We start from the raw sequence: 14,683 nt of genomic DNA, 5'->3' as shown, positions 1-14,683 counted from the left end.
AAGTATGGTTAAGCACATTGTTTTGTTTAAATTGAAAGAAACTCTTTCACAGGAAGAAAAATGGAAAGTGATGAATGATTTTAAAGCGGCTATTGAAGCTTTGCCGGCCAAGATAGGTTTTATCCGTCATATATTTGTGGGACTGAATGCCAATCCTGCTGAAAAATGGGATATTTGTCTGGATAGTGAATTCGATACACTGGCAGATGTCAGTGCCTATGCCGTTCATCCGGATCATGTAGCGGCTGCCGGCCTTTTAAAGGAAGTCAAGGCAGATCGGGCCTGTGTGGATTATGAATTTTAAAAGATAGCCTATGAAAAAGATAATCAATCCCTGGAAAGGGATGGAAGGATATAATTGCTTCGGCTGTGCTCCCAACAATGAAGCCGGGGTGAAGATGGAATTTTATGAAGACGGGGATGAGGTAATCAGTATATGGAAACCTCAGCCACAGTTTCAGGGGTGGATTGATACGTTGCATGGAGGGATTCAGGCGGTGCTGCTGGATGAGATTTGTGCATGGGTCGTTTTGCGTAAACTACAGACTACCGGGGTTACCTCCAAAATGGAAACCCGCTATATGAAGCCTGTGAATACTAACGATTCGCATATTGTACTGAAGGCTTCCATAAAGGAGAGTAAGCGCAATATCGTATTTATAGAAGCGGCTATTTATAATAATAAGGAGGAACTTTGCACCAAGGCGCTGTGCACTTATTTCACTTTTCCGCAGGAGAAGGCGAAGGAAGAAATGCATTTCTTGAGCTGCGAGGTAGAACCGGAAGAGATAATTCCTTTAATTTGAAAGAAAAAATAAAGTTTTTGCGATAATTATTTGCTGATATCAAATATAAACTTTACTTTTGTCGCAAATAAAAAGAAAAGACTATGGTTAGAACAGCTACACATCATCATCATTTTCCTAACGAATAACTCGGTGGGCTAAGGTGATATTGTAGTATAATGATATAGGGCTTGCCGAAAACGGTAAGCCCTTTTTTATTGCCGATTAATAATTAGAAACAGATAGAATCATGCTTAGAATTGCAGTACAGTCAAAAGGCCGTTTGTTTGAAGAGACAATGGCATTATTACAAGAGGCGGATATTAAAATCTCCACTTCTAAAAGAATCCTTTTAGTCCAGTCATCCAATTTCCCTATCGAGGTCCTTTTTCTTCGCGATGATGACATTCCTCAGTCTGTAGCCGGTGGAGTGGCTGATTTGGGGATCGTAGGCGAGAATGAGTTTGTAGAGAGAAAAGAGGATGCCGAGGTGATTAAACGCTTGGGATTCAGCAAGTGCCGTTTGTCATTGGCTATACCTAAAGATGTGGATTATCCAGGCTTGTCTTGGTTTGAAGGACGCAAGATTGCTACTTCTTATCCCGGCATTCTGAAAGATTTTATGGATCGGAATGGTATTCATTCGGATATTCATGTCATTACCGGTTCGGTGGAGATTGCTCCGGGAATCAGTCTGGCTGATGCTATTTTTGATATTGTCAGTTCGGGATCTACTTTGGTAAGCAATAGCTTGAAGGAAGTGGAAGTGGTGATGAAAAGTGAGGCGTTGCTGATAGGCAATAAGAATATGTCTGAGGAGAAGAAGGAGATTCTGAACGAACTCTTGTTCCGTATTGAAGCGGTGAAGGCTGCCGAAGACAAGAAATATGTCTTGATGAATGCGCCGACAGAACGCCTGAAAGAAATTATCGAAGTGCTGCCGGGCATGAAGAGTCCTACGGTGATGCCATTGGCACAAGAAGGATGGAGTTCGGTACATACAGTGCTTGACGAGAAACGTTTTTGGGAGATCATCGGAAAACTGAAGGCATTGGGCGCGGAAGGTATTTTGGTATTGCCCATTGAGAAAATGATATTATAGCCGGCTCATACGTCGGACGAGATTTGTTCATTTATAAAAGAATACATGTATGAAGAAAATAATATATCCCGAAAAGAAAGACTGGCCGGAAATTCTCCGTCGTCCGGCATTGAATACGGACATGTTGCGCGAAACAGTAAAAGAAGTGCTGGATAGGGTGAAAACAGAAGGGGATAAGGCGGTGATGGAGTATGAAGAGCGTTTTGACAAGGTGAAACTGGATTCACTGAGAGTTACTGAAGCGGAGATTGCCGAAGCTGAAAAGGGGGTGCCTATTGAATTGAAGGCAGCTATCATGCTGGCACAGAAAAATATTCATACTTTTCATCGTTCTCAGCGGTTTGAAGGGAAAAAGGTGCAGACCGTACCCGGGGTAACTTGTTGGCAGAAGGCGGTTGCTATTGAAAAGGTGGGCTTGTATATTCCCGGAGGCACGGCGCCTTTATTTTCTACCGTATTGATGTTGGCTACTCCGGCACAGATTGCCGGATGCAAGGAAATTGTACTTTGCACTCCTCCTGATAAAGAAGGAAAGGTTCATCCTGCTATCTTGTATGCGGCAAAATTGGCCGGGGTAAATAAGATATTCAAAGCAGGAGGGGTGCAAGCTATCGCTGCCATGGCATACGGGACGGAAAGTGTGCCTAAAGTTTATAAAATTTTCGGTCCGGGTAACCAATATGTAACGGCTGCCAAACAGCAAGTTTCTTTGCGTGATGTTGCGATAGATATGCCTGCCGGTCCTTCCGAAGTCGAAGTGCTGGCCGATGAGACGGCTAATCCTGTGTTTGTGGCAGCCGATTTGCTTTCACAGGCGGAGCACGGAGTCGATAGTCAGGCCATGCTGATAACTACTTCTGAGAAATTAATGAAGGAGGTGGAGTATGAGGTGCAACGCCAGTTGGCTTTGCTTCCCAGATGGGAAATAGCTGAAAAGTCGTTGGCAAACAGCAAATTGATTCTAGTGAGGGATATGGATGAGGCAATTGACTTGACGAATGAATATGCTCCCGAGCATTTGATTATCGAGACCAAGGATTATATGGAACAGGCGGAGCGTATTGTCAATGCCGGATCTGTATTTCTAGGTTCACTTACTCCGGAGAGTGCCGGTGATTATGCATCCGGAACCAATCATACTTTACCTACCAATGGTTACGCCAAAGCGTATAGTGGGGTGAGTCTGGATAGTTTTATTCGTAAAATCACTTTTCAGGAGATTAACGGCGAGGGGATTCAGAATATCGGTCCTGCTATTGAGGTGATGGCAGCTAATGAACAACTGGGTGCGCATAAGAATGCAGTAACCGTAAGATTAAAAACAGTATAAAGATGAAAGATTTGAAAGAATTGACACGACCGAATATTTGGGCTTTGAAACCTTATTCATCGGCACGTGACGAATATAATGGAGCGGAAGCATCTGTCTTTCTGGATGCCAACGAGAATCCGTACAATACGCCTAATAACCGTTATCCTGATCCTATGCAGCGGGAACTGAAGAATATGATTGCTCCTATCAAAAAGGTAGATCCCGATACGATCTTTTTGGGGAACGGCAGTGATGAGGCTATTGATTTGGTATATCGCGCGTTCTGTATTCCGGGAGTGGATAATGTAGTGGCTATTGACCCTACATACGGTATGTATCAGGTATGTGCCGATGTCAATGATGTAGAATATCGCAAGGTGCTATTGGATGAAAACTATCAGTTCAGTGCCGATAAACTATTGGCGGCAACGGACGATCACACCAAACTGATTTTTCTTTGTTCGCCCAATAACCCTACCGGTAATAACCTGGAGCGTAGGGAAATGGAAAAATTACTGGATGCTTTCCAGGGACTGGTGATTATAGACGAGGCTTATTCCGATTTTTCTGATGCTCCGTCTTTCCTTGCCGATTTGGATAAATATCCTAACTTGATTGTCTTTCAGACTTTTTCAAAGGCATGGGGATGTGCTGCCATCCGTTTGGGCATGGCCTTTGCGTCTAAAGAAATCATCTCTATTTTCAGTAAGATTAAATATCCGTATAATGTGAATCTGCTGACACAGAAAGAGGCGGTTACGATGTTGCACCGGCATTATGAGGTGGAACGTTGGGTAAAGTCGTTATTGGAAGAACGGACGCGTTTGGTCAATGAATTTGTAGAACTGCCTTGTTGTGAGAAAATCTATCCTACGGATGCTAATTTCTTTCTAGCTAAAGTGACAGATGCCAAGAAAATATATAATTATCTGGTAGGCAAAGGTATCATAGTGCGTAACCGTACCAATATTTCTTTATGCCGTGATTGTTTGCGTGTGACTATTGGCACACGTCCGGAGAATGACATGTTGTTGGAGGCATTGAAAAATTATGAATGTTGAAGTATGAAGAAGGCGTTATTTATAGATCGTGACGGTACGTTGGTCATCGAGCCACCGGTGGATTATCAATTGGATTCTTTCCATAAATTGGAGTTTTATCCTAAGGTATTCCGTAATCTGGGATTTATCCGTAGCAAACTCGACTTTGAATTTGTGATGGTTACCAATCAAGACGGCCTCGGTACTTCTTCTTTTCCTGAGGATACCTTTTGGCCGGTGCACAACCTGGTGTTGAAGACATTGGAGGGGGAAGGCATCACTTTTGATGATATCTTGATAGACCGCAGTTTTCCGGAAGACCATGTGCCTACCCGTAAGCCTGGAACAGGAATGATGGGAAAATATCTTACCGGTGATTATGATTTGGCTAACAGTTTTGTTATTGGTGACCGTGCTACAGATGTGGAACTGGCTAAGAATATGGGCTGTAAGGCTATCTTGCTGCAAGATAATATGGATATCCTGAAAGAAAAGAAGCTGGAATCCTATTGTGTACTGGCAACTACAGATTGGGATAAGGTAGCCGAATTCCTTTTTGCTGGAGAACGTATGGCAGAAGTCCGCCGCACCACTAAAGAGACAGATATTTATGTAAGCCTGAATTTGGATGGAAGTGGGAAATGTGATATCTCTACAGGGCTTGGCTTTTTTGACCACATGCTGGAGCAGATAGGAAAACATGGAGGTATTGATCTTACCATCCAAGTAAAGGGGGATCTGGAAGTGGACGAACATCATACTATTGAAGATACAGCTATCGCTTTAGGTGAATGTATTTATCAGGCATTGGGCAGCAAGCGTGGCATTGAGCGTTATGGGTATTGCCTGCCCATGGATGATTGCCTTTGTCAGGTGGCTTTGGACTTTGGTGGTCGTGCATGGCTGGTATGGGATGCTGAGTTTCATCGGGAGAAAATAGGGGAGATGCCTACCGAGATGTTTCTTCATTTCTTTAAATCAATGAGCGATGCTGCTCGTATGAACTTAAATATCAAGGCAGAAGGACAGAATGAGCATCATAAGATAGAAGGAATATTCAAAGCTTTGGCTCGTGCTATGAAAATGGCTGTCCGAAGGGATATTTATCATTTTGAGGTGCCTTCAAGCAAAGGGTGTATTTAAGTTAGCTTCAAAGGCAAAGTAACTTAACTTAGTTGGGCAAGTAAGTTAAGTTACTTTGCCTTTGAAGTTAAGTTACTTTTTTTTATGGCTTATAGCTCTTCGCATTCTTTCAGCCATGAAACTGCACTGGCGTCGCTCGGCATACGCCAGTCGCCTCGGGGACTGAGTGATACAGACCCCACTTTGGGACCATCGGGCAGACAGGAGCGTTTGAATTGTTGTTGAAAGAAACGGCGGCAGAATGTAGTAAGCCATTTTTTGATTGTTTCCTCATCATAGATATCACGAAAAGCGATACTTGCCAGGAAGAATATCTTGGCGGGACGAAACCCGAAACGCAGGAATTGATACAGGAAGAAGTCATGCAGTTCGTATGGCCCTACCAAATCTTCAGTCTTTTGTTTGATGTTGCCGTTTTCATCAGCAGGAATCAGTTCGGGGCTGATAGGAGTGTCTACAATATCGAGCAGAGTGATACGTGATTCATTATCCATGTCATTCAAAGCCACCCAGTTTATCAGATATTTGACCAATGTTTTGGGAATACTTCCATTGACTCCGTACATGGACATGTGATCTCCATTGTAGGTAGCCCAGCCTAGGGCAAGTTCTGAAAGGTCTCCCGTACCAATGACAAGACCGCCCAGTTGGTTGGCGACATCCATCAGAATTTGAGTCCGTTCGCGTGCCTGACTGTTTTCGTAAGTCACATCGTGTACGGTCATGTCGTGGTCAATATCGTTAAAGTGTTGGATGCACGATTCCTTTATGCTGATTTCTTTAATGGTGACACCTAGTGAAGCCATCAGATGGAGAGCATTGTTATAAGTACGGTCGGTAGTGCCAAAACCAGGCATGGTGATGCCGATGATGCCTTTTCGTGGCAGATCTAATTTATCGAAAGTCTTGGCGCAGACCAAAAGTGCCAAGGTGGAATCCAGTCCGCCGGAAATGCCTACTACTACAGTCTTGCAGTGAGTGTGTACCAGACGTTTGGCAAGTCCTGCTATTTGGATAGCGAAGATTTCTTCACAACGCTCATCCAATTCTTTGCCTTGGGGAACAAAAGGATGGGCTTCTATACTGCGCGTCAGACTAAGATCGCGTGTGTTGACAAATTCTGTACTGATATGGATGGCGGGACGTCCCGGGCAGTTGCCGATATTGGCGGCAAAAGTGGTGTTGGTCAACCGTTCGCCACGAAGACGCTCCACGTCTATTTCACTGATGACCAATTGTTCCTTGAGTGAGAAACGTTCAGATTCGGCAAGTAATGTGCCGTTTTCATATATCAGTCCGTTGCCTGCAAAAACAACGTCTGTGGTGGATTCACCGAAACCGGATGAGCTGAATACATACCCTGCCAGACAGCGTGCTGATTGTTGACTGACTAATGAACGGACATAATTATGCTTGCCTATTCCTTCATTGTCGGCAGACATGTTGAAGATGATTTCCGCTCCTTTCAGTGTTAATGCAGAACTGGGCGGAATGGGTGCCCACATATCTTCGCAGATTTCAATGCCAAAGCAAGTTTCCGGAGTGTCGAAAAGCAGGTTGGCACTGACCGGTACATTTTGTCCGCAGAGGCGTACATTACCATCTGGGTGGTTTAGAGCAGAGGTAAACCAGCGTTGTTCATAGAACTCTTTATAATTAGGTAAATATGTTTTGGGAACAATGCCCAGTATTTTTCCTTTTTGGAAAACTACGGCACTGTTCAGCAATGTGGAATTCATAACGACGGGCATTCCTACAATAGAAATGATATCCATTTGCCGGGTGTTATTCATTATCTGCATTAAAGCCATTTCTGCTTCTTCCAGTAGCAAAGACTGACCGAACAAATCAGCGCAAGTATATCCTGTGATACTTAGTTCGGGAAAAATGATGATTTGTACCCCTTTCCCGTCTGCTATGGCAATTTGGGTCTCAATCTGTTGTGCGTTAAATTTGCAGTCGGCCACTTTCACTACCGGAATGGCAGCCGCCACTCTTACAAAACCGTATTTCATATTATACCTTCCATTATTATATATAGTTGCAAAATTAATCATTCTTTCTTGATTTGTGCTCCTAAATAAAAAAAATAAAAAAAAGTGCGTGAATTATTTGTTTGTTGCAAAGAACTATCTATCTTTGCACGTGAAATAAAATTGTAATAGTTACAAAAAGGGAATATATGAAGAGTTACGATTATCTTATCAGTTATAACATTAAGCCTTCCGTACAGCGTATAGCTATTATGGATTATTTATTGGCACACAAAACTCATCCTTCTATTGATGAGATTTATTTGGCACTATGTAAGGACATTCCAACTTTGTCCAAGACTACAGTGTATAATACACTGAAGCTCTTTGTCGAGCATGGAGCAGCTTTAATGCTTACAATTGATGAAAAGAATGCATGTTTCGATGGTGATACTTCCCTGCATGCTCATTTCCTTTGCAAGAAATGTGGTAAGATATTCGATTTGCCATACAGTAACAAAGTGAAGCAAGTAGAGCAGATTGATATGAATGGATTCAAGGTGGATGAAATTCATCAATATTATAAAGGTATATGTCCTGCTTGTGCTAAAGAAGGCTAAGAAAGAAGTTGGAGGGATAGAGAGTAAATGATTAACTAATAAATAAAATATTGACTAACTAATAAAAAAAGGAATTATGAAAAAGTTTATTTGTACAGTTTGTGGTTATATTCATGAAGGTGATGCAGCTCCTGAAAAATGTCCGTTGTGTAAAGCTCCTGCTTCTAAGTTCAACGAAATGGTAGAAACTGAAGGTGGCTTGGAATTTGTTGACGAACACGTTATCGGCGTAGCAAAAGGTTGCGACGAAGAAATGATTAAGGATTTGAACAACCATTTCATGGGTGAATGTACAGAAGTGGGTATGTATCTGGCTATGAGCCGTCAGGCAGACCGTGAAGGCTATCCTGAAGTTGCTGAAGCTTTCAAACGTTATGCTTGGGAGGAAGCAGAACATGCTGCTAAATTTGCTGAGTTGCTGGGTGACTGTGTATGGGATACAAAGACTAACCTGGAAAAGAGAATGAATGCTGAGTCAGGTGCTTGTGCCGATAAGAAACGCATTGCTACTCGTGCAAAGGCTTTGAACTTGGATGCTATTCACGATACAGTTCACGAAATGGCTAAGGACGAAGCTCGTCACGGTAAAGGCTTTGAAGGTTTGTACAACAGATATTTCAAAAAATAATATACGATTTGTTGTAGTATAAATGGAGAGAGGGTGTTGCAATTATTATTGCGGCACTCTCTTTTTCTTAGTTATATTTAGAGATATATGGGGCTTGTTTCTCATTCTTTCAGTAGTACTTCTTCAATCGCTTTCCTGAAAGTAGCTTTATTGGCTGCCCCTACAATGATCTGTGGCTGGCCTGTCTTGGGGATAAAAATGATGGTAGGCAGTGATTGTATCCCCATGTCGGCAGATAATTCTTTTTGTTTGTCTGTATCTACTTTGTAAACTATGATTTGGTCTTGATATTCTTTGGCCAGACTTTTTAGCAGAGGGGCAACCATACGGCAAGGGCCGCACCATGTGGCGTAGAAATCAATAACTGCCGGTTTTTCCCCTTTGTATTTCCAGTCAGTGGAACCGGAGGTATAGTCAAATATGTTATCCAGGAACATTTGTTTGTCCATTCGGATGACTTTTCCTGAATTTTTATCTGACTGACTCTGGACAGGAATTTGGGCGCTGAGATGTCCCGTTAATCCGGCAGCTAATAGAAGGCATGTTATTGCTTTCTTCATGTTTTACTCATATTGGGATAGGATCGTGCTTAAATCATTGGCACGCATCACACCACTTTGCCGCCACAACTGTTTGCCATCCTTAAAAATCATCAGTGTGGGAACCGATTGAATCTGATAGTATGCGGCAATTTCTTTATGCTTGTCCACATCTACTTTGACAATTCTTACTTTTTCACCTTTTATTCCTTTTAGTTCTTCCAGAATAGGCTTCATGGCTTTGCAAGGCCCGCACCATTCAGCAAAAAAATCGACTAATACAGGGATGTTTGAGGTGATTAAATCTTCAAATCTTTCCATAATGTTCTCCTTTCGTTATTTTTATTATAGTAAAAACGCTTATAGAGTGGTTTTTGTTTAAAAAATGAAGCCGAAACAGTGTAAACTGTTTCGGCTTTGCATATCATAAGGTTGATGACTGTTATTTCTTTACAGAAGAGGGAGTATAACGTGCGTTCAGCCCGTCAATGATTTCCTGTGTGATGTTGTATGCCGGATTAGCGTATAACAAGTTGTCAAATCCTGTATTGCTGATAATCAGATCATATCCTTTGTTCTGATTGTAGATTTTTAGGAATGAGTTGATGGAATCGCGCAACTGTAAGCTGTTCTTTTGATTTTCAGAAGCCAGCTCGTCGCTTAGTTTCTGTTGCAGTGCTTGCAATTCTTGTTGTTGTTTCATCAGTCTCATCTGTTCCTGTTCAGCGCGTTCACGTGTGGCGAAGCCGTTATTTTCCAGTTTGCGTTGGAATTCTTTAGCGTCAGCATCCAGCTTCTTCGCTTTTTCATTCAAAGTAGTGCGGATATTTTCTTCTTTTTGTATCATCACTTCGTTTAAGTCATTCCAAAAATTGTACTTAGTCAACAGTGAATCGATTTCCACGTATGCTATTTTCATGTTTGAAGAACCAGCAACACCGGCTGCCGGAGCAGCGGAGGAAGTTGCAGCGTTGTTGCTGTTGTCGCTACATTGTGCAAACACTAACACGATGGCCAGTGCTAGAAATCCATTCAGGATGAAATTTGTTCTTTTCATAATCTTTTTCACGTATTGTTTTTATTAATTATTATCCGTTTTTGTTTGGCTTTTCAACTTCGGCTATGGCGTTTTTATTAGGCTTGCGCGCTTCACGATCTTGTGATTGCACACATCCCACTCCTTTTTTGCGGAGTGCCTTGTTACCGCTCACATGTGTATTGGGAAACTTTCCTTTCAGAAAGATTCCGATAGATAATAATGCTATACAGATAGCAACTATTAACACAGTTATAAGGATAGTATCAAGCATTTCTATTATTTTTGTGGTGCAAAGTTAGTGTAAGGTAAGGGAAATGCCAAATTTATTGAAGCATTTCGTGTTTACAGACTAATTTTGCGGAGCAAATATAGAATTTTGCAATGATTTAGCTTTCTCTTTTCCCATTAAAAAAGAGGAAGTATGCTGTTTGAAAGAGTTATTTAACTAATTTTTGCAGATTCAAGAGCTGAATTTGCCTAAACAACAACATGATTATGAATAAAAAGGATTTAAAGCCGGCATCTGTCTTTCATTATTTTGAAGAGATATGTCAGGTACCCCGTCCCTCGAAAAGAGAGGAGAAAATAATTGCTTATTTGAAAGCATTCGGTGAAGAACATGGCTTGGAAACTACGACAGACGAAGCCGGTAATGTATTGATTAAAAAGCCTGCTACTCCAGGTAAGGAGAATTTGAAAACTGTGATTTTACAGTCTCATATAGATATGGTTTGTGAAAAAAACAGTGATGTGGAACATGATTTTCTGATTGATCCTATTGAAACAGTCGTGGACGGTGAATGGCTGAGAGCCAAAGGTACTACATTGGGGGCTGATAATGGTATCGGTGTGGCGACAGAACTGGCTATATTGGCTGCTACTGACATAGAGCATGGTCCGTTAGAGTGTCTTTTCACCGTGGATGAAGAGACCGGATTGACAGGTGCTTTTGCATTGAAGCCAGGGTTTATGACTGGTGATATTCTGATTAATCTGGACTCGGAAGATGAAGGAGAATTGTTTATCGGCTGTGCCGGTGGCGCAAACACTACAGCCGAATTTACTTATCAGCCTGTTGCTGCTCCACAGGATTATTTTTATTTCCGTGTAGCGGTCAAGGGACTGACAGGTGGTCACTCCGGTGATGATATTAATAAAGGTAGAGCGAATGCCAATAAGCTGTTGAATCGTTTCCTGACTCAGCTGGCTTCTAAATATACTTTATATTTATGTGAGATTGATGGTGGTAATCTGCATAATGCCATACCTCGTGAGGCACAGGCTTTGTGTGCGGTACCTATGCATGATAAGGAATCGGTTCGTGTGGATTTGAATATCTATACTGCTGAACTGGAGAATGAATATGCTGTGACAGAACCAAACTTGAGAACTGAACTCTCTTCTGAATCCCCTTGCAAGGAAGCGATAGATATGGCTACCGCCAGGCATTTTCTGAGAGCGGTTTACGCTGTGCACAACGGGGTGTATGCCATGAGCCAGGATATTCCGGGACTGGTGGAGACTTCATCCAATCTGGCTTCTATCAAACAGGTAGAGGGAAACAAGATTAAAATAGTGACTAGCCAGCGCAGTTCCATTCTTTCATCACGCAAGGATATGTCCGAGATGATTCGCTCTGCTTTTCTGTTGGGAGGTGCTGAAGTAACGACAGGTGACGGTTATCCAGGGTGGAAACCGAATCCGGCTTCTCCTGTTTTGAAAGTTGCGGTAGATAGCTATAAAAAACTTTTTGGCGTGGAACCTAAAGTAAAAGCGATTCATGCAGGATTGGAGTGTGGTTTGTTCCTTGAAAAATATCCGTCACTGGATATGGTTTCTTTTGGACCTACTTTGCGTGGTGTCCATTCACCCGATGAACGTATGTTGATTCCAACAGTGGATAAATTCTGGCGTCATTTGCTGGATGTATTGGTTAATATACCGACAAAATAAGTTATATGAAGAAAACAATCCTATTCCTTTGTTTGTGCTGCCTGGTTGGGGTGACGTATGCACAGGAACCGTTCCGGATAATGTTCTACAATGTAGAGAACTTGTTCGACTGTCAGCACGACACGTTGAAAAATGATTATGAATTTTTACCGGATGCTCCGAAAGGATGGACGTATGCGCGTTATTATGATAAACTGGCTAAGATAGCCAAAGTTATTATTGCCACTGGTGAGGAAAATGTTCCCGACTTGGTGGGACTTTGTGAAGTGGAAAATGACCATTGCCTGAAAGATTTGACGGAAAATTCACCTTTACGTGAGGCCGGTTACCGTTATGTCATGACTGATTCTCCCGATGAGCGTGGCATTGACGTGGCGTTGCTTTATCAGCGGGGTACTTTTAAGTTGTTAGGACAAAACTGTATTCCTGTTCCTTATAAGGAAATAGAACGCCGTCCTACGCGTGATATTCTTCATGTGATGGGGCAGGTGGTTTCCGGTGATACATTGGATGTGTTTGTATGTCACATGCCTTCCCGTTCCGGCGGTGAGGAAAAGAGTGAGCCATATCGTCTTTTCACTGCACAGATATTGAATATGGCGGTGGATTCTATCATGAATCTTCGCCAGCATCCCAATGTGGTGATAATGGGTGATTTTAATGACTATCCCACTAATAATTCAATAGCTAAAGTGTTGGGTGCTGTGGCTCCGAAAGGTGAGGTGCAGGCTAAAAAACTGTATAATCTGATGGACGGACGAAAGGAAGGTACTTACCGTTATCGCGGTGAATGGGGCGTGCTTGATCAGCTGATTGTTTCCGGATTCCTGTTGCAGGGACACGAGGGTATGCGCACTTCATACGACAAGGCGCAGATTTTAAAATATCCGTTCCTGTTGGAAGAAGATGAAAAATATGGTGGGGATATCCCATCACGTACTTACTGGGGAAAGAAATATCATGGTGGTTATAGCGACCATTTGCCGGTATGTGTGGACTTTGAAATCGGAAAATAGGGAGAGGGATTAGTGGTTAGTGATGAATGGGCTGCGCTATTATGCTGCAGGTATTAATCACTAATCACTATATATTCCTATTCATGATGATAAGGACCGTTATTCAATATAGTCATAGCCCGGTATAGCTGTTCTACGAAAATAAGGCGTATCATTTGATGTGAGAAGGTCATCTTGGATAATGAGATCTTTTCTTGGGCTGCATCATATATTTTGGGCGCAAATCCGTATGGTCCCCCAATGATAAATACTAACCGTTTGTTTACAGTGTGCATTTTACGTTCTATCCAGTTGGCAAATTCTACGGAACGGAATTCTTTCCCATGTTCATCCAATAAGACCACGACATCGCCCGGCAGCAAAGCTTTCAGAATTAATTCTCCTTCCTTCTCTTTTTGTTGCTCCATGCTCAGGTTTTTGGTGTTCTTGAGTTCGGGGATGACTTCCATATCGAAAGAAATGAAGTGCTTGGTACGTTCCACGTAATCATTGATAGCGGTGATATAATGTTTTTCGACAGTGCGTCCTACTACTAATAATGTAAATTTCATACGTTCTTTTCTGGTTTACTTTGCAAAAATACGGAAAATCTCTACCTTTGCCTATCAATTCATAAAAAAACGATAACATTATGGACGAATTAGTAGTGAAAGACTTAATAGACAGACTGATAGACCTGTCTTTTGCTGAAGATATAGGTGATGGGGATCATACGACCTTGTCATGTATTCCCGCAGATGCAATGGGAAAATCAAAGTTGTTGATTAAGGAAGAAGGTATTTTAGCGGGCATTGAAGTGGCTAAAGAAGTATTTCGCCGTTTTGACCCCACGATGAAGGTGGAGGTGTTTATTCAAGATGGGACTCACGTGAAACCGGGTGATGTGGCCATGGTGGTGGAAGGTAAGGTTCAGTCACTTCTTCAGACAGAACGCTTGATGCTGAATATCATGCAGCGTATGAGTGGCATTGCTACTATGACCAATAAATATGTGAAGAAACTGGAAGGTACGAAAACCCGTGTGCTTGATACCCGCAAGACAACCCCGGGTATGCGTATCATGGAGAAGATGGCTGTCAAGATCGGAGGAGGATGCAATCACCGTATTGGTTTGTTTGATATGATTTTGTTGAAAGATAATCATGTGGACTTTGCAGGAGGCATACACAATGCAGTATCTCGTGCCAAAGAGTATTGCAAGGCAAAGGGAAAGGATTTGAAGATCGAACTGGAAGTGCGTAACTTTGACGAATTGAATCAGGCGTTGGCAGAAGGAGTGGATCGTATTATGTTTGATAATTTTACACCCGAGGATACTCGTAAAGCGGTAGAAATTGTAGGTGGCCGTTGTGAAACCGAGTCTTCCGGTGGTATTACTTACGACACCATGTTACCTTATGCACAGGCAGGAGTGGATTTCATTTCTTTTGGTGCGTTGACTCATTCTGTAAAAGGAATGGATATGAGCTTCAAGGCTTGTTAAGAGAAATGTGAACGATGCAAGTGACACGAATAGAGTTAAAATCTATTCGT

The 14,683-nt window shown here is 42.2% G+C and carries 17 protein-coding genes; 11 read left to right on the top strand and 6 right to left on the bottom strand.

All coding sequences use genetic code 11. The annotated features are described in order from the left end of the window. The first annotated feature begins 4 nt into the window (after positions 1-4). The 6 genes from ACYQ0C_RS13915 to hisB all read left to right on the top strand — a co-directional run bounded on the left by ACYQ0C_RS13915 (position 5) and on the right by hisB (position 5,382). The gene (locus ACYQ0C_RS13915) at positions 5-304 is read left to right on the top strand and encodes a Dabb family protein (protein WP_016276000.1); all 300 of its coding nucleotides are present in this window, start codon (positions 5-7) and stop codon (positions 302-304) included. Positions 305-314: 10 nt separating this feature from the next. Continuing rightward, positions 315-806, top strand: a complete 492-nt coding sequence (locus ACYQ0C_RS13910) for a PaaI family thioesterase (protein ID WP_016276001.1) — start codon at positions 315-317, stop codon at positions 804-806. A gap of 229 nt (positions 807-1,035) precedes the next feature. After that, positions 1,036-1,887, top strand: coding sequence for an ATP phosphoribosyltransferase (gene hisG, locus ACYQ0C_RS13905; RefSeq protein WP_005846273.1), 852 nt, complete (start codon positions 1,036-1,038; stop codon positions 1,885-1,887). Between the two features lie 49 nt (positions 1,888-1,936). Continuing rightward, positions 1,937-3,217: a histidinol dehydrogenase gene (hisD, locus tag ACYQ0C_RS13900; protein ID WP_016276002.1), complete on the top strand. Its 1,281-nt coding sequence runs from the start codon at positions 1,937-1,939 to the stop codon at positions 3,215-3,217. Positions 3,218-3,219: 2 nt separating this feature from the next. Further along, the gene (gene hisC, locus ACYQ0C_RS13895; RefSeq protein WP_016276003.1) at positions 3,220-4,260 is read left to right on the top strand and encodes a histidinol-phosphate transaminase; all 1,041 of its coding nucleotides are present in this window, start codon (positions 3,220-3,222) and stop codon (positions 4,258-4,260) included. A 3-nt stretch (positions 4,261-4,263) separates the two neighbouring features. Continuing rightward, on the top strand, positions 4,264-5,382 hold the full coding sequence (gene hisB / locus ACYQ0C_RS13890; protein WP_016276004.1) for a bifunctional histidinol-phosphatase/imidazoleglycerol-phosphate dehydratase HisB: 1,119 nt from the start codon (positions 4,264-4,266) through the stop codon (positions 5,380-5,382). Positions 5,383-5,471: 89 nt separating this feature from the next. Here hisB and ACYQ0C_RS13885 read toward each other — a convergent pair whose 3' ends face one another. Beyond that, positions 5,472-7,397: an NAD(+) synthase gene (locus ACYQ0C_RS13885; RefSeq protein ID WP_025076615.1), complete on the bottom strand. Its 1,926-nt coding sequence runs from the start codon at positions 7,395-7,397 to the stop codon at positions 5,472-5,474. 167 nt (positions 7,398-7,564) lie between these two features. Here ACYQ0C_RS13885 and ACYQ0C_RS13880 point away from each other — a divergent pair, with 167 nt between their 5' ends. Next, a complete protein-coding gene (locus tag ACYQ0C_RS13880) occupies positions 7,565-7,975 on the top strand; it encodes a Fur family transcriptional regulator (protein ID WP_016276006.1) in 411 nt (136 codons plus the stop codon). A 76-nt stretch (positions 7,976-8,051) separates the two neighbouring features. Beyond that, complete coding sequence (locus tag ACYQ0C_RS13875; protein WP_016276007.1) at positions 8,052-8,603, top strand: NADH peroxidase; 552 nt, start codon at positions 8,052-8,054, stop codon at positions 8,601-8,603. Positions 8,604-8,704: 101 nt separating this feature from the next. On the opposite strand, the gene trxA (ACYQ0C_RS13870) is transcribed toward ACYQ0C_RS13875, so the two are convergent. From trxA (ACYQ0C_RS13870) to ACYQ0C_RS13855, 4 genes are all read right to left on the bottom strand, one after another. Next, positions 8,705-9,163, bottom strand: coding sequence for a thioredoxin (trxA, locus tag ACYQ0C_RS13870; protein WP_016276008.1), 459 nt, complete (start codon positions 9,161-9,163; stop codon positions 8,705-8,707). 3 nt (positions 9,164-9,166) lie between these two features. Further along, the gene (gene trxA, locus ACYQ0C_RS13865) at positions 9,167-9,463 is read right to left on the bottom strand and encodes a thioredoxin (protein WP_016276009.1); all 297 of its coding nucleotides are present in this window, start codon (positions 9,461-9,463) and stop codon (positions 9,167-9,169) included. Positions 9,464-9,584: 121 nt separating this feature from the next. Beyond that, complete coding sequence (locus ACYQ0C_RS13860) at positions 9,585-10,199, bottom strand: OmpH family outer membrane protein (protein WP_016276011.1); 615 nt, start codon at positions 10,197-10,199, stop codon at positions 9,585-9,587. A gap of 31 nt (positions 10,200-10,230) precedes the next feature. Beyond that, complete coding sequence (locus ACYQ0C_RS13855; protein ID WP_016276012.1) at positions 10,231-10,452, bottom strand: hypothetical protein; 222 nt, start codon at positions 10,450-10,452, stop codon at positions 10,231-10,233. Positions 10,453-10,676: 224 nt separating this feature from the next. Between ACYQ0C_RS13855 and ACYQ0C_RS13850 the strand changes: the two genes are divergently transcribed. Together ACYQ0C_RS13850 and ACYQ0C_RS13845 are read left to right on the top strand one after the other, a co-directional pair. Next, the gene (locus tag ACYQ0C_RS13850) at positions 10,677-12,134 is read left to right on the top strand and encodes an aminoacyl-histidine dipeptidase (RefSeq protein ID WP_016276013.1); all 1,458 of its coding nucleotides are present in this window, start codon (positions 10,677-10,679) and stop codon (positions 12,132-12,134) included. 5 nt (positions 12,135-12,139) lie between these two features. Next, positions 12,140-13,150 carry an endonuclease/exonuclease/phosphatase family protein gene (locus ACYQ0C_RS13845; protein WP_016276014.1) on the top strand — a complete coding sequence of 337 codons (1,011 nt, stop codon included), beginning with the start codon at positions 12,140-12,142 and terminating at the stop codon, positions 13,148-13,150. 77 nt (positions 13,151-13,227) lie between these two features. Here the strand turns inward: ACYQ0C_RS13845 and rlmH are convergent, their stop codons facing one another. Further along, entirely contained in the window at positions 13,228-13,701 is a 474-nt protein-coding gene (gene rlmH, locus ACYQ0C_RS13840) for a 23S rRNA (pseudouridine(1915)-N(3))-methyltransferase RlmH (protein ID WP_011965575.1), read from the bottom strand. 80 nt (positions 13,702-13,781) lie between these two features. On the opposite strand from rlmH, the gene nadC reads away from it, so the two are divergent. Continuing rightward, entirely contained in the window at positions 13,782-14,633 is an 852-nt protein-coding gene (gene nadC / locus ACYQ0C_RS13835) for a carboxylating nicotinate-nucleotide diphosphorylase (RefSeq protein ID WP_016276015.1), read from the top strand. Positions 14,634-14,683: the final 50 nt, after the last annotated feature.

It is taken from the genome of Phocaeicola sartorii JCM 17136 = DSM 21941, assembly GCF_054653615.1.
Note: the sequence above shows the minus strand (reverse complement) of the source record. Positions and strands in the feature narration are given on the sequence as shown.